This is a genomic window from Pseudomonas sp. NFX98 (assembly GCF_047784845.1).
In the GTDB taxonomy this organism is placed as follows: Bacteria; Pseudomonadota; Gammaproteobacteria; order Pseudomonadales; family Pseudomonadaceae; genus Aquipseudomonas.
In genome coordinates this window covers 1-17,878 of record NZ_JBLNNF010000038.1, presented here as the reverse complement: position 1 = coordinate 17,878, position 17,878 = coordinate 1, and the positions used below count along the sequence as shown (strand labels likewise).

Here is a 17,878-nt window from a genome sequence, read left to right as displayed (position 1 = left end):
CTTCATCTCACATTACAACCATCGCCGTTGCCATTCCGCTTCGAACCACCTGCCGCCTGCGCTGTTTGAGCAGCAAGCGGCCTAATGCTCCTACAGAGTGGTTCAAAAAAACTGAACCACTACACCGCAGGCTGCGATCTTTTCGGGTCACGCAGCGTCAATCAATTCGACAGCTGATTGGCAAACTGCCCCACCGCATTCACCACTTTCTGCGCACCGTCCTGGATCTCGACGATCACCGTACCTGCTTCCGCTGCCAGCGCCAGACCCTGTTCCGCCTGAAGCTTGCCGTCGGTCATCAGGGCCACGGCGTTGCGGGCCATGTCCTGGTTTTGACGCACTACCAGTACGATCTCATCGGTGGCCTGGCTAGTGCGCGAGGCCAGTTGTCGAACCTCATCCGCCACCACCGCAAAACCACGGCCCTGCTCGCCGGCGCGAGCCGCTTCGATGGCAGCGTTGAGCGCCAGCAGGTTGGTTTGTTCGGCAATGCCGCTGATGGTCTTGACGATGGTGCCGATCACCAGCGACTGCTCGTTCAGCGCTTCGATACCGTCGCCAGCGGTTTGCATGTGCTTGGCGAGGTCGCGCATCACGTCCACGGCCTGAGTCACCACGGCATTGCCACGCTGGGCACTTTGGTCGGTTTGCTGCGACGTGCTGTAAGCGATGTTGGCTGCTTCGGCAACGGCTTGTTCCTGATTGACCTGATCGGTAATCACCGTGGCGAACTTCACCACTTTGTAGAGTTTGTTGTTGGCATCGACCACCGGGTTGTAGGACGCCTCCAGCCAAACCGTACGACCATGGCTGTCGATGCGCTTGAAACGCTCGGCCACGTACTCGCCTGCATTCAGACGGCGCCAGAAGTTCTGGTATTCGGCGCTGTTGTACTCCTCCGGCAGGCAAAAAGTGCGGTGATGCTTGCCTTTGATTTGCGCCAGGCTGTAACCCATACCGGAAAGAAAACGATCATTGGCTGCCAGCACGTTGCCATTGAGGTCGAACTCGATCACCGCCGTCGAACGCACCAATGCGCCGATCAGGTTTTCATGTTCGCGGGAGGCTTCGATGGTGCGGGTCAGGTCGCTGGAGAAAATCGAGAAGTGCCTGATTCGTCCATCTGTCCCACGCACGGGCTGAACGATCGAGCGCAACCACGCTTCCTGACCGGTGCCGCGCAGCAAACGCACGGTGCCGGCGAAGTGTTCGCCGCGGGTCAGCGCGGTATTGAAACGTCGCTGGAATTCGTCGTTTTTCACATGATCGGGGACGATATCGTTGATGTGTCGGCCGATCAGCTCATTGCTCTTGTAGTGCATCTCGCCGAGGAAGTTCTGGTTGACCGATTGAACCCGTCCATCCGCATCAAGGGTCAGCACCAGCATCTCGCTTTCCAGACTTTCCTTCACTTGCTGAAGGCTGGAGAGTTCTTCGCGAAGAGCCGACAGCTCTTGCTTCAAGCGTTTATTGAACATGGGGACGCACCGATGGACTGGGATAGAAAGCGATATGCAGCCTAGCCATCGGCCTTGTGGGTCTTTTCTGAAGAGCGTTTCAGCTTTGTCCTACAAAAATAGTTACACCGTGCCAAGCGCCCCTTGCTATTACAGGGCGCCAGCAGCCGAACAACTGGCCATTCGCGGCATCCGCGCGCCGAAGTAAGCTGCGCTGATCACACCCACCGCGCCCATCACCGCACAGAAAATCACGCAGATCCAAGGGCTCCACGGCATCAGACCAATCAACAACAGCGGTGTGATACTCGCCCACGCGGCGTAGGCAATGTTGTAGGTAAAGGAAATGCCGGAAACGCGAATCCGCGCCGGAAACAGGCTGACCATCACCGACGGCACCGCGCCGACAACCCCGCAAGCAAGCCCGGCCACCGCGTAGGCCAGACCGATCCAGTTACCGCCGCTGATGAGACAGGCGTAGAGCACGCCAATGCCCAGCGGCAGCAGCAGGCTATAGAGCATGACGGTGCGCCAGGCGCCGATGCGGTCGACCAGCAACCCGGCCAGCACGCAGCCGATGTTCAGGAAAACGATGCCCAACGCGCTGAGGGCGAAGGTGTGGCTGGCGGTCATGCCGAAGGTTTTCTGCATCATGGTCGGGGTGATGACCACGAACACCACCACTGCCGAGGTCAGCACGCAGGTGAGGATCATCGCTGGCAGCATCGCCAGTCGATGTTCACGCAGGACTGCGCGCAGCGGCAGTTCGACGGCGTCCTCGCGCTGGGCCTGCATGGCCATGAACACCGGGGTTTCGCTGAGCCAGCGACGCAGCCAGACGCCAATCACACCGAATACCCCGCCCAACAAGAACGGATAACGCCAGGCGTAATCGAGGATTTCCGTCGGGGTAAATGCCTGGGCCAGGAACGTCGCCGTCAAGGCGCCCAACAGGTAGCCGAAGGTCAGTCCCGCCTGCAAAAAGCCCAGGGCATAGCCGCGATGGCCAACCGGCGCGTGCTCGGCCACGAATACCCAGGCACTCGGCACTTCACCGCCCACCGCCGCCCCTTGCAGGACTCGCAGAAGCAACAGCAATAGCGGTGCGAAATAGCCGATCTGCGCGTAAGTCGGCATCAGTCCGATCAGCAGACACGGCAGCGCCATCATCAAAATGCTCAGGCTGAACACCCGTTTACGCCCCAAACGGTCGGCGAAATGCGCCATCAGGATGCCGCCCAACGGCCGCGCCAGGTAACCGGTAACGAAGATGCCGAAGCTTTGCAGCAAGCGCAGCCACTCGGGCATTTCCGGCGGGAAGAACAGTTGGCTCAAGGTCAGCGCGAAAAACACGAAGATGATGAAATCGTAGATTTCCAGCGCTCCGCCGAGGGCGGCGAGCCCCAGGGTCTTGTAGTCCGAGCGGCTGAATGGCGTCGGGCGCGAATCGGTATTGGCAGTCATGAAAAGAACTCTGGCACAGGCAAAAACCAAGGCGCCCATGGTCTACGCAAACGCGCCGGCGGACAACCCGTTAGACCAAAGTCCCATAGCCACAAAACAGCCCCGCAAAAAACCTGCGGTTGAATTAATGTTGGCGTCTGTCCAGACGGGCCTCTGCTGCCCCGAAGACCACAACAAACATAAAAAATCGAGGTACTCCCGTGGCCGCTGATATCGAAGATAGCCGCTCCGCCCGCTTTGCCCTGCGCTGCTCAAGCTTTGCCGAACGCTGGTTTCCCGACTCCTGGGTGTTTGCCGCCCTCGCTGTAATTATCGTGGCCGTGGCGACCATGGCCATGGGCGCCAAACCCACCGACGCCGCCATGGCCTTCGGTGACGGTTTCTGGAGCCTGATCCCTTTCACCATGCAGATGGCGTTCGTGGTGATCGGCGGCTATGTAGTGGCCAGTTCGCCGCCAGCGGTGAAGCTGATCGACCGTCTGGCGAAGATCCCGAAAAACGGCCGCTCGGCTGTGGCCTGGGTTGCGCTGATTTCCATGGTCGCGTCGCTGCTGAACTGGGGTTTGTCGCTGGTTTTCGGCGGATTGCTGGTGCGCGCTCTCGCCCGTCGGACCGATCTGAAAATGGATTACCGCGCCGCTGGTGCTGCGGCGTACCTCGGACTTGGCGCCGTATGGGCCTTGGGCCTATCGTCGTCCGCTGCCCAGTTGCAGGCCAACCCGGCGAGCCTGCCGCCGTCGATTCTGTCGATCACCGGTGTGATTCCATTCATTCAGACGATCTTTCTCTGGCAGTCCGGCGTGATGCTGCTGGCGCTGATCATCATTTCGCTGATCATTGCCTACGCCACCGCACCAGGCCCGAACTCGGCGCGTGATGCCAAGGCTTGCGGCGTCGATCCGGCCTTCAACCTGCCACCGCTGCAACCACGCACCCGTCCCGGTGAATGGCTGGAACACAGCCCGCTGCTGACGATCCTGCTGGTGCTGCTGGCGGCTGGATGGCTGTTCCATGAGTTCTCGACGAAACCGGCGATCAGTGCGATTTCCGGCCTGAACACCTACAACTTCCTGTTCATCATGCTCGGCGCCCTGCTGCACTGGCGCCCGCGCAGCTTCCTCGATGCCGTGTCCCGTGCGGTGCCGACCACCACCGGCGTGCTGATCCAGTTCCCGCTGTACGGTTCGATCGCTGCGTTGATGACCACCGTCAAAGGCGCCGACGCGCAGACCCTGGCTCACCACATCTCGACCTTCTTCATCAGCATCGCGTCCCATGACACCTATGCACTGCTGATGGGTGTGTACTCGGCGATTCTCGGGTTCTTCATTCCGTCCGGCGGCGGCAAGTGGATCATCGAAGCGCCGTACGTAATGCAAGTGGCCAACGACCTGAATTACCACCTGGGCTGGGCCGTGCAGATCTACAACGCCGCCGAAGCCCTGCCCAACCTCATCAACCCGTTCTACATGCTGCCGCTGCTGGGCGTGCTGGGGTTGAAGGCGCGGGACTTGATCGGCTTCTCGTTCGTGCAATTGCTGGTGCACACGCCGCTGGTGCTGGTGTTGCTGTGGGCGCTGGGGACGACGCTGGCGTATACGCCGCCGGTGATGCCGTAAAAACAAAAGGGGGCCGATATTTCTTTCGGCCCCCTCTTTTTGTTCTGTCCGGTCTGTTTCAGTATGGGGCGACATACACGCTGAAAAGGATCTGAGCATGCTAAAACTCGCAGGACTCACCCTCGCGGCCCTCACCCTGAGTGCCACAGCCCACGCCGACATCAACCTGAAGCTGGGCAATACCGAACGTGTTACCCGTCTCTTCGCCTATCCCAACAACTGCAACGTGATCTGCTTTCGCAACTGGACGCTGGAGCAAACCGTCGAGCATTACCTGACCCAAAGCGTACAGCGCGATGGCTACAGCGACGCGAAGGTTCTGGTCAAAACCGATAACAACCAACTATTTGCCGAAATCACTGGCGTTCCCAAGACCTATGAAAAGCCCTTGGCCGCATTGCTCGACGCCGGTGACCTGGCCTACAACGGCGCGAGCAAACTGAATGCCGATGGCAAGTGGGCCTACAGCTGGTATCTGTTTCTGCCGCTGGGCATGGCGCTGGAAAACCGCAGAAGCGTCGAGCTGCTGCACTTCCCGCCCGACTATTCGTTGACCCAGGCCCAGGATTACCTGAAGTCTGCCACTACGGATCGCTGGGCTACGCTGCTGACGGTCAACGGCGTCGCTGCCGAACAGACGCCGGGCTACCAGACGATCATCGATATCGCCCCGATTGCCGCGCCGTCCAACGCCGGCAAGGACCTCGAAGGCGTCTATGGCTACTTCAAGGACTACCAGACCACGATGGTCAAGCAGGTCAGCCTGAGCGCCAGCGGCGAAGCCCTGCCGATGGTCGCTTTCGGCACCCCGGTACGTAACTGGGTCAAAGAACAATACGGGCCGACAGTGAACGTATTGAGCCTGGTCTACATCAGCCCGAACGAAGGGGTGAAAGTCCCCGTGCTGGGCGCCAACCACCCGAGTTACATCTGGTATGCCGCGGACCCGACGAACTATACCGGCAATGATGCCCAAGCCAAGGCCGATGCCGCGGGCCTGAAAGTCATGGGCCAGGATTTGAGTGCATCGTGCTGGCAGGCCGCTATGGGCCGCGAAACGGATACCAATCCTGATGTCGAGCTGAAAACCTGCACGCAAACCTGGCAAGTCGCGCAGAAAGACAAAACCTGCGAGCTGTTCTATACCTCGATCCGTAACCTGACGCCCCAACAGGCCGCGGGCAAATGCTCGACAGCTGTGATCCAGACCCAACTCAAACAGCTCAAGGCGCCAGCACCCGCCGCTGCAAAACCCGCTCCGGCGCTGTAAAACGATGAACGGCGGTCACGCTGTCAGTTATGACAGTAGACCGCCCGTTGTATCTGCGAGAGGCTTGGACTGACCCCCATGTGCTGCAGCGCTGACAGGATCGTCGGCGGACGGAAGCACCGAGCAAACAAGGATCGTTATGAAAGCCAATGCACTGCATAAGCCCCTCGCGCCACCACCCGCGGGCGTTTATCCCTTTGCCGAGCTGCCCATTCGACTCGGATTTCCTTCCCTTACCGACTTCGAGATCCTGAAGAACGCAGGCAAGCCGGTGGCCGCCGTGGCGCTGCGCGAATTCCCTCGCATCAGTCGAATCTGCCGTGTATCGGGACATTTGCTGCCCTATCGCAGCCGGCACACCCGGCAACTGGCGCCCGGTGTGCATGTCTACGACCCGCGTTTCTGCGGGTTGCTGCGACACTCTTGCGACCCGAATGTCTACCTGGACATGAGTGAGCTGTGGTTATGGGCGTTGAAGGACATCCACAAAGGCGACTGGCTGACGATGGACTACGCCGCCACCGAGGACAAACTGCTACGCCAGTTTGCCTGTCGCTGCGGTTGCTACAACTGTCGGGGCTGGATCACCGGCTACGATGAAGCGCCGAACGCCGACGGCCAGCTGTTTTTGCAACAGTGGCGTCGGCAACTCTTCAGCTGAAGGGTTTTACAGCGGCTCGAACGGACGCAGGCGGTACTGCGGCGGCAACTGTTCGAAACCACTGATTGTGGCATTCAGGCTTTTCCAGCGACCGTCCTTGATCCCGTAGATGCAGCCATGGATCGACAGGCTCTGCCCACGATGCCAGGCGTTTTGCACAATGCTGGTGTGGCCGACGTTGGCCACTTGCTGGATCACGTTGAGCTCGCAGAGGCGGTCGACCTGTTCTTCTTCGGTCGGCAATTTGGCCAGCTCTTCGCGCTTTTCATAATAAAGATCGCGAATCGAACGCAGCCAGCCGTCGATCAGGCCGAACTGGCGATCCTGCATCGAGGCGCGCACGCCACCGCAGCCATAGTGGCCGGTGACCAGGATGTGTTTGACCTTGAGTACGTCAACGGCGTACTGAATCACCGACAGGCAGTTGAGGTCGGTGTGCAGCACCACGTTGGCCACGTTACGGTGGACGAACAGATCGCCCGGCAACATGCCGACGATCTCGTTGGCCGGCACCCGCGCATCGGAACAGCCGATCCACAGGAACTCCGGCGTCTGTTGGCGAGCCAGTTTGGCGAAGAAATCAGGATCTTCCTCCTTGATCGCAGCGGCCCAACGCTCGTTGTTATCAATCAGATCTTGTAATTCGTTCATGCTTTGAAGCCTCAAGAATGATGCGCAACTTTGACAGACGACCGCCCGTCGGGGTCACGCGCGAAATGCAGTTGCTCTCCTGATGCCTGGTTCATGGCGCTCCATGCCGGTGGAATTCTCGGTAGTCCCATGGGTCCACCGTAGTAAGGCCCACAGTATGAGGAATTGCCATGAATGATTCACGACGTCCCTACGATGCGGTGCAACCGGAACCCGTCGATGACAACGAAGATCGCATGGGCTCGATGCATGAGCTGGATTTCGATGAAGAAGAACCCAGCGCCAAAATCGGTGACGAACTGCCGGACAAGGAGCGCGAGCAACTGATGCCTCGCCACCGTGTTCGCGAAGCCGGCATGACCGGCGCCTCGACCGATGACCACGAACCCACCGACGACGACATGAGTCCTGAAACCTTGATCCGTGAAGATGGCGCCCGGGATGCCCAGGAGTTCGGCGCCGACAACCCGGCCGATTGGGACTTGAGCATTGCCGATGAAGATGACATTGGCGGTGGCAATGGTCTGGATGAGGCGGAGTTGGCGCGGCGTGATCCGATGGACAGGAAGCGTTGACCTGACCGAACCCGAGGTGACTCTAATGTAGGAGCTGCCGAAGGCTGCGATCTTTTGTTCTTTGCGTGGCGCGACGCTCAAAGTCAAAAGATCGCAGCCTTCGGCAGCTCCTACAATTCTCAATCGACCAAAGTGCAGGCCATGACTACCGCATCTTCACGCCCACCGACCGCCGGGTAGTAATCCCGACGCCGACCGATCTCGTTAAAGCCATAGCGCTCATACAACTTGAACGCCGCAGTATTGCTGTCGCGCACTTCGAGGAAACATTCCCGGGCGTCAGCCTTGTAGGCAATCGACATCAAATGCTCCAGCAGCGTCAAACCCAGACCACGGCCCTGGTTTTCCGGTTTGACGGTGATGTTCAGCAAATGCGCCTCATCGAGGATGATCTGCACCACACCGTGGCCGACCTGCTGCTGCCCTTCAAACATCAGCCAGATCTGGTACTTGCCCAGCCCATCGAGAAAAATCCCGCGAGTCCAGGGATGGCTATAGGCCGCGTATTCAATCTTCAGAACCGTTTCCAGGTCCGCCTCGGTCATCGGGCGGAACGATACAGCGTCACTCATTCGATTCTTTCCAGCGCGCCATCAGCCGACGCATGGCTTGCCAGACATCAGCCTTACGCTGTGGCTCTTCCATTAATAATTCCAGGCCCGGCAAGGCCCATACCGAACCCAGCCCTTCGACCTGCAGTTCACGGTTGTAGGATTCGGCATCCGCCTCCCCGGCAAAGCGCACTGCCGGCAGGCCAATCAGCCACAGGCAGACGCACGGTGCGTCTTCCAGCCTCGCAGAAAGAAAACCCTGGACGAAATCCCGAGCCGCTTCCGGCCCTTGATCCATGTTGCCCCGCACCAGCAGCGGCCAGCGCACCGGCTCGCCGATGATTTGCGGGCTGTCCGGCAGACCGGCGGCGCGCAGCATGTCCTTGAGCAACAGATAAGCGGGATCACGGGTCTGGAAGGTATCGCCTGTGGGTAACTCCACCAGCAGCAGGCAACGCCCGGCGCGCAGCAATTGCAGGGCGAAACGCGGCGGCGGTATCGGCGCAGCTTTGGCGACGATCGGCGCCTCTTCGGCTTCCTCGACCGCTTTCGCTCCGGTGCGAGTGCTGGCCAACGATGGCCGTGGCACTTCGATTTTCACCCGTTCGGCAGGTTTGACTACCGCCGCCACAGGCGTTTCAGCCACGGCAACAGGTACGACCGGCGCGACGACAAACGGCTCGGGCATCTCCAGCAGCTCGGGCCGCGACGGCGCAGCAAAGGGCAATTCGGTGCGCGGCAGCCAGTTGACCACCTGCATGGCGTTCAAATAAGCGCGACGACGGGACTCGATAAGCAAAGGTCGGCCACTTGTGGATAACTAAAGTGCGCTGATTCTACCGCCCTTCGCTCAAGATCGCCCGCTGTTGATCGATGCACTTTACCGAAAAGAAGCCGACAGTCCGTCCCGAGAGTGAATCGCATTGCGCCCAATGCAGTACAATCGCGGCTTTTAATCGCCAACCAGCCGGCCATTCCGATGATCGAACCCAAGCGCGTCTTGCGCGCCCTCGCTGAACACTGGGCACTTCTGGAGCCACTGTGCGAGCACTTCGACCAAGGCACCCTGAGCCTCAACGAATTGCGTTCACAGTTGGCCGCCCAGCAACTCGACAGTACGCCGCAGGACATCACCAGCCTGCTGGACGTGTGGATTCGCCTCGACATTCTGGTTCCCGTGGCGAAAAGCCCGAACCGTTTCGAGCTCAATGCGCAGATTCACGACTTCCTCGCCTACCTGCGCCGTGAACACCGTCTGGGCCTGTGCCTGGAAATCGAAGCCTACTTGCGCCACCTTGAGCGCTTGGCCGGTTACATCCAGGACGCCTTCGACATCCGCGACGGCAATGACCTCGCCCGCCAGTTGCGCCTGCTCGATATGCGCGTGCGCGACGTGCTGAAAAAACTCGATAACGACGAACAGGCACTGGTAGCCGTCGCCGAACGGGCGAAAACCAGCGACCGGCAGATTCCGCTGCGTCAGCGTTACGCTGAAGTGCTGGCGACCTGGGACGAATACGTCGAGCCGATGATCGATCTGGTGAACGCCGACGGCGCCTTCGAACAAGGCGTGCGCAAGGTCGAAACCGTCCTGCTGAAGATGCTCAGCGAGCAACAGCGCCTCGGCCACTTGGTTGACGACGACATGCTGCTGCGCACCCACGCGCGCATCCTCGAAATGCAGACCAGCGCCCAGCTGACCCTGCGTCACGCCCGCGAACTGCTGCTGCCGCTGCGTGAAGAAGCGCGTCGGCACAATGCCGTGACCCGTGGAGCGGCGCTAGCGCTGTCGATGATTCGCCGCAAAGGCATCGACGCCGTGCCGCAAGCGGCTATGCCGATGTTCACCCGGCCGCAAAGCACCTTCCTCGGCAGCGCCAGTCAGGTCGAGGCCTACGTTTACGCGCTGGCGCGTTTCGAGCCGAAACCGGCGCGATTCCCCAAGGCGCACAAATCCCACAAGGGCGGCGATGCCCCGCGCGCGCCTCGCACGGTTCGGGAAATGCTCGAACGTTGCGAAGATGCCCTGCCGATGCCGGACCTGATGACCTGGCTGCTGGAGCAGGAACCGGACGGCGCCACTGACGAATTGCTGTACTGGTTCTCGCGCCTGTCCCGGGAAAAACGCTTCAAGCGCGAGCGCCTGGAACGTCGCGACTACTTCACACACGAGCACCAGGTCAGCCTGCGCTCCTTCGCCCTGCTCTCGGCGGGCGACGATGCCACCGAGAATTCTGCGAGCATCCCACATGCATCTTGATCTATCCGAACTGTCCCAGCTGGCGCCGATCTTTCGCGAGCTGTTCAAGGGTTACCACGTCAGCCGCCGCGATCCGGAGCTGTACGCACAGCTGTCGAACTTCCAGGACCAGTACCGCACGCTGTTCAAGGCCTTGGGTTTTGAGCTGGTCTGCGACACTCGCGGCTTCTACTATTTCGTGCCGGACCTCGCGGCTGCGGCGGTGAACAAGACTGCCCAGCGTCTGGCGTTATTCACCTTCATTCTCGTCGAGCACCTGGCCGATCAGGGCCGCGATCCGATCGCCGTGCTCGACGGCGGCAGCCTCGGCCGCGATGAGTTGCCATCGCTGCTGGAGAAGTACCGCGACCTGTTCATCCAGGCCGAGGTGCAAACTCAGGACGAACTCGAAGAAAAGATCATGCGCCGCATGACCCAGCTCGGTTTTGCCAGCGAAGAAAACGGCGTCTACCGTTTCCTGCCGCCGATGCACCGATTCCTCGACGTCTGCCTGTCGGTTCAGCAGGACCGTGATCTCGCCGCCAGCCTGCACAGCGTATTGCCGCTGCCGGTGCCGGTGCTGATCGACGAAGACAGCGACGAAAAACTGCTGGAGACCGACGACCCGCTGGACCTCAGCGAATTCGACGGTGAAAGCGAAGAAGATGCCCTGGCCCGCGCCATTGCCGAAGAACAGGAGCTCGACGCATGAGCAAGGAACGTTACGGCATCCGCCGCTTTGCCCTTCTGAACACCGCCGGCTACAGCCTCGGCCTGTTCCCGCTGGAAGAACCGCTGTCGGTCTACGGCGCGAACAACCTCGGTAAATCCGCCTCGATCAACGCCTTGCAGTTCCCGATCCTGGCGCGCATGTCGGACATGAGCTTCGGCAAGTACAGCCTGGAACAATCCCGGCGCTTCTACTTCGCCTCGGACACCAGCTACATCCTGGTCGAAGTGAACCTGCCCCACGGTCCGCACGTGATCGGTGTGGTCGGCCGCGGCCCGGGCGGTGGTTTCGGCCACCAGTTCTTTGCCTATGCCGGCAAACTCGACCTGGCCCACTACCAGAAAAACGACACCTGCCTGCGCCAGAAAGAGCTGTTCACCAACCTTGAGCGCGAAGGCCTGAAAGCCTACGAACTCAAGCCGGACGAACTGCGCCGCTTGCTGGTCGGTGGTCACACTTCGATTCCGCTGGACCTGACGCTGATCCCGCTGCGCTCCACCAGCGAACAGAGCCTGAAGACCTTCCGCGCACTGTTCATCAATCTGCTGCACATGCGCGAAATCACTGCGGCCAAGCTCAAGCAGCTGTTCCTCGATGCCTTCGAACACAGCTTGCGCTCCGGTAGCGTCGATTACATTGCCGCGTGCGAAGAAGCCTTCCGCGATGTACGACGCATGGAGCAGGACTACAACTCGCTGGTCGCCGCCGGCCCGTTGGTCGAAGCCTTGGCCAACGGCGTCAAGCAACGCGACATCCTGCGCGGCAAGCTGCACCGGATCTCGCCGTTGCTCGATTCACTGCTGGGCACGTGGTCGGACTACGCCAGTGCGCGCAAGGAAGAGCTGACCATTCAGGCCGAGCACTACCGCAATGAACAAGACGCGCTGCAAAACGATCAGCGCGGCGGCACTCAGGAGCTGATGCGTCTGGAGCGGGAAATCACCGGCATCCAGCGCTGGCTCGGCGAACTGTCAGTGCTCAAGCACCGCTTTGCCCTGGTCGATGACGTCAAGGTGCTGGAACAGCAACTGCTCGCCGCCAAGGACGCGCACGACGAATTGGCGGGTGCGCTGGCCCAGTCGCGGCAGTTCAGCGCCGAGGATCTGGAAGAGCGCCTGCGCGATCTGGAAAAACGCCTGAAGTCGGTCAAGCAACAACTCGATCACGCTGACAACAACAGCTACGCCCGCCTGCGCGAAGAGTTCTCGCAGCAAGACGTCGAGCGTCTGATGCGCCTGTTCAACAGCGCGCTGTTCAGCCTGCCTTTGGGCGAACATGGCATCACCCTCGACGAAAACGGCGACTGGGTGAAGTCCGTTGAGCTGATCCTCGATGGCTTCAAAGGCGAGCGTTTCGAAGTGCCAGGCCTGTCGATCGACATCTCGCACATCGAGCCGCCAGCCCTGCAAGCGCTGGCTGACCGAGCGGCCTTGCGCGATCAGAAAGAGCGTCTGGAAAAAGAACTCAAGCAACTGAAAACCCAGCAAGCCGTGGCCGCCGACCGCGCCGCGAGCAAGACCCAGACCGAAGCGCTGTACCAGCAGGTGCTGGACGCGCAGAAAGCCCTGGAAGACTTCCGTCGTGCGCAAACCCTGAGCGCCGAAGAAGGCGACAAGCTGGAACAACTGGCCCAGATGGAAGCCGCACAGGACGAATTGAAGCGTTCCAGCGACGCCTTCACCGAACGCGTCCAGCAACTGTCGGCCAAGCTGCAACTGGTCGGCCGCCAGATCGGTGACATGGAAGCCAAGCAACGCACCCTCGACGATGCCCTGCGCCGTCGACAGTTGTTGCCGGCAGACTTGCCGTTCGGTACGCCGTGCATGGACCCGATCGACGATTCCATGGACAACCTGCTGCCGCTGCTCAACGACTATCAGGACAGCTGGCAAGGCCTGCTGCGCGCCGATGGCCAGATCGAGGCGCTGTATGCGCAGGTCCGCCTCAAGGGCGTGGCCAAATTCGACAGCGAAGACGACATGGAGCGTCGCCTGTCACTGCTGATCAATGCCTACGCACACCGTACCGATGAAGCGCTGACACTGGGCAAGGCCCGTCGTGCCGCCGTGACCGATATCGCCCGGACGCTGCGTAACATCCGTAGTGACTACGACAGCCTCGAGCACCAACTGGCGCTGTTCAACCGCGAGATCAACAAGCGTCAGGTCTCCAACCTGCAGAGCTTCCGCATCGTGCTGGCGCCGAACAAGGAAGCGCTCAAGCACATCGACCAGATCATCCACAGTGCCGGTCAGTACGAAGAAGGCGAAACCCTGTCGGTCTTCGACCTGAGCCAAAGTGCCGAGCAGGACAACAAGAACGAAGAGGCCAAGGAATACCTGGCGCGGCTGGTAGCGGCGAACCACAACCAGCTCGGTCTCAAGGATTTGTTCGAACTGGCGTTCGAGATCACCAAGGTCAACGGTCAACCGGTGATCCACACCGACATCGACGGCGCTGCGTCCAACGGCACCACCATGACCATCAAGGCGCTGACCAACATGTACTTGTTGCTGCACTTGATGGACCGCGACCTGGCCGGGCGTGTGCGCTTGCCGTACTACCTCGACGAGGCGGCGGACATCGACGAGAAGAACCAGGCTGCACTGCTGGAAACCAGCCTGCAACTGGGCTTCGTGCCGATCCTGGCAAGTGTGAAGCCGCAAGTCTGCGCCAGTGTCGCCATCGACCTGGAAGGCGGCAGCGGCCCGGCCGGCATCTACATCGACGAAGCGGACTGGAAGTACATCCGTCGTCACGATCAGGTGAAGGCAACAGTCAATGTTGAGGCGGATGAGCCGGAGCTGGATGCGGTTTAGTTGATGGCAATAAAAAAGGCCGCGATCCAATGGATCGCGGCCTTTTTCATATCTGCGTGAGCTTACTTGCCGAGGGAAATCTTCGGCGCCCAGGTCAGCCATTCCTCTTCGAATTTGTCGAACAGCGCAAACGTCTGCTCAGGTCTTGCGGGGCTGCCCATGCGCTCGCCATCTGGTGTGGCAAACGCAACGCCACCCTGAATCATGGTTTCCAGCGACTCGGTGCGCATTGTCGCGCCCTTGAACAAGCCGACATCAAAGTCAAAACCGCTGGTGTTCCAAAAACGAGTTCCACTGCGAACCAGCGGCGCATACTTCGGCTCGATCAGAATGTGGATCAACACACGGTCTGCAGTCTGGCCGAGTTCATACCCGGTCACCTTGCCAACCGTGATTTCGCGATACGTCACCGGCACCCCGGCTTTCAGCGAGCCACGGCGGGCGGCGCTCAGTACCAGACTCAACCCGACTTCGGCCTTGGCGGTTTCAGGCGGAATGGCCAGGGCCACGAAGTTTTTCTGAGGACCCAGGTTCTTCGCGGCTGGCTGCACTTCGATGTATTGCCCGGTCACCAAGGTCTCAAGGTTCGACGTCTTGATCAGCCCCAATTCCGGCTTGACCACCCAGAACTCGCTGCCAACCCGCGCAATACGCTCGGGCACTTCGGTGATGCGTGCGGTCAGCATTACCGATTGCAGGTCATCGCTGAGGTCGACGTTCTCGATCTTGCCGACATCCAGTCCCTTGAAGCGAATCGGAGTACCCGTGCGCAAGCCGTCGGCGCGATCAACCTTGATCGTGATCACAGCGCCTTTCTGGTTGGCCTCTTCATGACTGGCGAACAGGCGGAAGCGCGGGATTCGCTTCTGCAACGGCGCCTTGGCTTCCGGCGTTTCAAAAGCAATGCCGCCGGCCATCAGGCTTTGCAGTGACTCGCTTTTGACCTGAATTCCGCCGGTCAACCCGCCGGTCAGCGTGATGCCGCTGGCATTCCAGAACCGTGTGGATGCGTTGACCAGGTTTTCGTATTCCTTCTCGATATGGACGCCAATCACCAGCTGGTTTCTTTTGCGCGAGAACTGGTAGCTCTGCACCGAACCGACCTTGACCTGCTTGTAGAGAACCGGGCTACCGACCTCAAGCGAGCCGAGATTCTCGGTGAACAGCACCAGGTGCAGGCCCGGTGAACGCAGATCCAGCGGCGGCGCCTTGGGTCGTGCGACAAACTCACGTTGCGGCGCTGCGCCTTTGTCACCAGGGCGCACGGCGATGTAGTTACCTTTGACCAATGCTTCCAGGCCGGTAATACCTGCCAGGGAAATAGACGGTTTGACCACCCAGAACTGCGTACCGTCGACCAGGTAATCCTCGGCCAATGGGTCCAGCGTCAACTCGGCGCTGGCACCCGACAGATCCGGATCGACCTTCAGCGCTTTGAGCGTGCCGACCTGAATGCCTTTGTACATCACCGGCGTACGACCGGCTTGCAAGCCTTCAAAGTCACTGAGTTTGACCTTGACCTTGATGCCTGCCGCAGCGGCATCGAAGTCTTCATAGAGACGGAACGGCAGGCTCGGATCGGTGGGCGGGCTGTCTTTGCGGTTTTCCGGTGTGGCAAAGGCAATACCGCCGGCGACGATGCTGGCCAGGGATTCACTGCGCACTTTCACGCCCGACAGATTGGCATCGATGCTGATACCGCTGGCGTTCCAGAAACGTGTGTGTTTGCGCACCAGTTTGGCGTAGGTCGGCTCGATGAAGACTTTGAGCTCGACGGTGCTTTGGTCCTCGGACAGCAGGAAGCTTTTGATCTGACCGACCTTGATCTGCTTGTAGAACACCGGACTGCCGCGGTTCAGCGAGCCCAGGCGATCGGCCTTGATCGTCAGGTGCAAACCAGGCTGGGCGTCGGATAGCGGCGGCTCTTCCGCCAGTGCCTTGAATTTGCGGGTAGGCTCGCCCTCGCCCGGGCTGATGGCGACGTAGTTACCCGAGACCAGCGTCTCCAAACCGGTAATACCGGCCAGCGTCACGCTCGGTTTGACCAGCCAGAAGCGCGTACTGGTGCGAAGATACTGTTCGACATCCTTGTTCATCTCCACCGTGGCGATCACGCCCTTGGAACTACCTTCATCATCGAGCTTCAGGGTTTTCACTTTGCCGACCGACATGCCTTTGTAGACCACTTCGGTCTTGTTGGCCTGGATGCCTTCACCGCTTTCAAAACGCACCTGAACCTCGATGCCGGTTTCGTTGTAGGCACGCCAGCCGAGCCAGCCGCCGATGATCAACGCGATCAGAGGCAACACCCAAATGGCAGACCAGTTCGAGGCCGGTCGGGTTTTCGCTACAGGCAAATCAGTCATGGTCGTCGTCCGACTCCGTGTTATCCCAAATCAGTCGGGGATCGAAAGTTACTGCGGCTAGCATTGTCAAAATCACCACACTGGCGAACGCCACCGCGCCGAGATTAGCCTCGATACTGGCAAGCCGTCCAAAATTCACAACCGCCACCAGAATTGCGATGACAAAAATATCCAGCATCGACCAACGGCCGATGAACTCGATAAAGCGGTACATCCAGATACGCTGTCGCGCAGAAAGCGGCTGTCGACGTTGTACGGAAAACAGCAGCAGCGCAATGCCAACCAATTTGAACGTCGGCACCAGGATACTGGCGATAAACACCACGGCCGCAATGGGAATCATGCCGTGCTGAACCAGTTGAATCACACCGGACATGATGGTGCTGGGGTCACCCTTACCCAGCGAGCTCACGGTCATGATAGGCAGCACATTGGCCGGTATGTAGAGAATGGCGCCGGTGATCAACAAAGCCCAAGTCCGCACCAGACTATTCGGGCGACGGGCATGCACCAGCGCTCCGCAACGTGTGCAGACCTGCTCATCGGTGTCAGCATCCTGCCTGTTCAATTCATGACATTCCGCGCAAATCAGAATGCCTGCATCAATCGCCCGCATGGGCATCCTCTCCTGATAACGCCTGCCAGATCTGGTGAGGCGACATGACGACCTCCAGCCAGACCTGGATCAGCAACAAACCAATGAAGCACGCCAAGCCAAGGCCTACAGTGATTGCTGCCATATCTGCCAGTTTGACGATCGCCACCAACACGCCCATGAGGTAAACCTCGAGCATCCCCCAATCGCGTAGATGGTGATAAATGCGATAGAGCAACAAGCCATAGCTGCGTCCGACATCAAATCGGATGGTCAACAATACGACCAGCTGGCAGAGCAGCTTGAGCAAGGGAATTCCCATGCTGCAGAGGAACACAACAACCGAGACACTTTGCATACCGGAGTCAAACAGCGCGACAACACCGCTCCAGACAGTGTCATGCGACGATTGCCCGAGTAGATTGAGCTGCATGATGGGTAAAAAGTTCGCCGGGACATACAGCAAGAGTGCCGCAATGACCAAGGCAAGGCTGCGCTGTACGACGTTGTAGCGATTAGCGTAGAGCTCGTATCCGCAGCGCGGACACAGGGCTTTCTCGCCATGAGCGAGCTCGGGCTTGCGCATCAGCAAGTCGCACTCATGACAGGCAACCAGATTTTCTAGTGGTAATTCTGACAGCCCTTGGGTGTCAACCGGATCCGGCATAAGCGCTCTGACTCTAAATAGGTGGACCTATTCTAGTGTCCTGGGTTGAAAATAACTGTGCAAATTTTGTGTTGTGACTGATCGCACTTTCTTTCGCCCAAAACAAAACCCCAACTGCTTTCGCAATTGGGGTTTCGGAATTTAATCTTGACGATGACCTACTCTCACATGGGGAAACCCCACACTACCATCGGCGATGCATCGTTTCACTGCT

At 59.6% G+C, this 17,878-nt stretch carries 14 protein-coding genes and 2 pseudogenes; 7 read left to right on the top strand and 9 right to left on the bottom strand.

Features of this window, described 5'->3' with window-relative positions; translation table 11 throughout:
* Window positions 1-161: 161 nt before the first annotated feature.
* The 3 genes and pseudogenes from ACM110_RS29760 to ACM110_RS29750 form a co-directional block, all read right to left on the bottom strand.
* Window positions 162-599, bottom strand: a pseudogene (locus tag ACM110_RS29760) (methyl-accepting chemotaxis protein); the annotation flags it as partial.
* Window positions 600-749: 150 nt separating this feature from the next.
* A pseudogene (locus ACM110_RS29755) lies at window positions 750-1,388 on the bottom strand (PAS domain-containing protein); the annotation flags it as partial.
* Between the two features lie 219 nt (window positions 1,389-1,607).
* Window positions 1,608-2,921, bottom strand: a complete 1,314-nt coding sequence (locus tag ACM110_RS29750; protein ID WP_416130590.1) for an MFS transporter — start codon at window positions 2,919-2,921, stop codon at window positions 1,608-1,610.
* Between the two features lie 200 nt (window positions 2,922-3,121).
* Between ACM110_RS29750 and ACM110_RS29745 the strand changes: the two genes are divergently transcribed.
* The 3 genes from ACM110_RS29745 to ACM110_RS29735 all read left to right on the top strand — a co-directional run bounded on the left by ACM110_RS29745 (window position 3,122) and on the right by ACM110_RS29735 (window position 6,471).
* Window positions 3,122-4,540, top strand: coding sequence for a short-chain fatty acid transporter (locus tag ACM110_RS29745; protein WP_416130588.1), 1,419 nt, complete (start codon window positions 3,122-3,124; stop codon window positions 4,538-4,540).
* Window positions 4,541-4,637: 97 nt separating this feature from the next.
* Window positions 4,638-5,810 carry a hypothetical protein gene (locus ACM110_RS29740; protein ID WP_416130586.1) on the top strand — a complete coding sequence of 391 codons (1,173 nt, stop codon included), beginning with the start codon at window positions 4,638-4,640 and terminating at the stop codon, window positions 5,808-5,810.
* A 139-nt stretch (window positions 5,811-5,949) separates the two neighbouring features.
* Complete coding sequence (locus ACM110_RS29735) at window positions 5,950-6,471, top strand: SET domain-containing protein-lysine N-methyltransferase (protein WP_416130584.1); 522 nt, start codon at window positions 5,950-5,952, stop codon at window positions 6,469-6,471.
* 6 nt (window positions 6,472-6,477) lie between these two features.
* Here ACM110_RS29735 and can read toward each other — a convergent pair whose 3' ends face one another.
* Window positions 6,478-7,122 carry a carbonate dehydratase gene (gene can / locus ACM110_RS29730; RefSeq protein WP_085723977.1) on the bottom strand — a complete coding sequence of 215 codons (645 nt, stop codon included), beginning with the start codon at window positions 7,120-7,122 and terminating at the stop codon, window positions 6,478-6,480.
* Window positions 7,123-7,292: 170 nt separating this feature from the next.
* Here can and ACM110_RS29725 point away from each other — a divergent pair, with 170 nt between their 5' ends.
* Window positions 7,293-7,697, top strand: a complete 405-nt coding sequence (locus tag ACM110_RS29725; protein ID WP_416130583.1) for a serine kinase/phosphatase — start codon at window positions 7,293-7,295, stop codon at window positions 7,695-7,697.
* Window positions 7,698-7,816: 119 nt separating this feature from the next.
* Here the strand turns inward: ACM110_RS29725 and rimI are convergent, their stop codons facing one another.
* Together rimI and ACM110_RS29715 are read right to left on the bottom strand one after the other, a co-directional pair.
* Window positions 7,817-8,269 (bottom strand): ribosomal protein S18-alanine N-acetyltransferase, encoded by a 453-nt coding sequence (gene rimI / locus ACM110_RS29720; RefSeq protein ID WP_007978046.1) that lies wholly within the window; start codon window positions 8,267-8,269, stop codon window positions 7,817-7,819.
* On the bottom strand, window positions 8,262-9,008 hold the full coding sequence (locus ACM110_RS29715) for an energy transducer TonB (RefSeq protein WP_416130592.1): 747 nt from the start codon (window positions 9,006-9,008) through the stop codon (window positions 8,262-8,264). Before ACM110_RS29715 ends, rimI begins: the two co-directional genes overlap by 8 nt.
* 219 nt (window positions 9,009-9,227) lie before the next feature.
* Here ACM110_RS29715 and mksB point away from each other — a divergent pair, with 219 nt between their 5' ends.
* The 3 genes from mksB to mksF are packed head-to-tail and all read left to right on the top strand — an operon-like array spanning window position 9,228 to window position 14,036.
* A complete protein-coding gene (gene mksB, locus ACM110_RS29710; RefSeq protein WP_416130582.1) occupies window positions 9,228-10,508 on the top strand; it encodes an Mks condensin complex protein MksB in 1,281 nt (426 codons plus the stop codon).
* Window positions 10,498-11,199: an Mks condensin complex protein MksE gene (gene mksE / locus ACM110_RS29705; protein WP_338583049.1), complete on the top strand. Its 702-nt coding sequence runs from the start codon at window positions 10,498-10,500 to the stop codon at window positions 11,197-11,199. The genes mksB and mksE overlap by 11 nt, the downstream gene beginning before the upstream one ends.
* On the top strand, window positions 11,196-14,036 hold the full coding sequence (gene mksF / locus ACM110_RS29700) for an Mks condensin complex protein MksF (protein WP_416130581.1): 2,841 nt from the start codon (window positions 11,196-11,198) through the stop codon (window positions 14,034-14,036). Before mksE ends, mksF begins: the two co-directional genes overlap by 4 nt.
* 62 nt (window positions 14,037-14,098) lie before the next feature.
* Here the strand turns inward: mksF and ACM110_RS29695 are convergent, their stop codons facing one another.
* Genes ACM110_RS29695 through ACM110_RS29685 form a run of 3 tightly spaced genes read right to left on the bottom strand, consistent with a single transcriptional unit; the run spans window position 14,099 to window position 17,664 of the window.
* Window positions 14,099-16,402 carry an intermembrane transport protein PqiB gene (locus ACM110_RS29695; RefSeq protein ID WP_416130580.1) on the bottom strand — a complete coding sequence of 768 codons (2,304 nt, stop codon included), beginning with the start codon at window positions 16,400-16,402 and terminating at the stop codon, window positions 14,099-14,101.
* Entirely contained in the window at window positions 16,395-17,018 is a 624-nt protein-coding gene (locus tag ACM110_RS29690; protein WP_416130579.1) for a paraquat-inducible protein A, read from the bottom strand. Before ACM110_RS29690 ends, ACM110_RS29695 begins: the two co-directional genes overlap by 8 nt.
* Entirely contained in the window at window positions 17,005-17,664 is a 660-nt protein-coding gene (locus ACM110_RS29685; protein ID WP_416130578.1) for a paraquat-inducible protein A, read from the bottom strand. The genes ACM110_RS29690 and ACM110_RS29685 overlap by 14 nt, the downstream gene beginning before the upstream one ends.
* Window positions 17,665-17,878 lie beyond the last annotated feature (214 nt).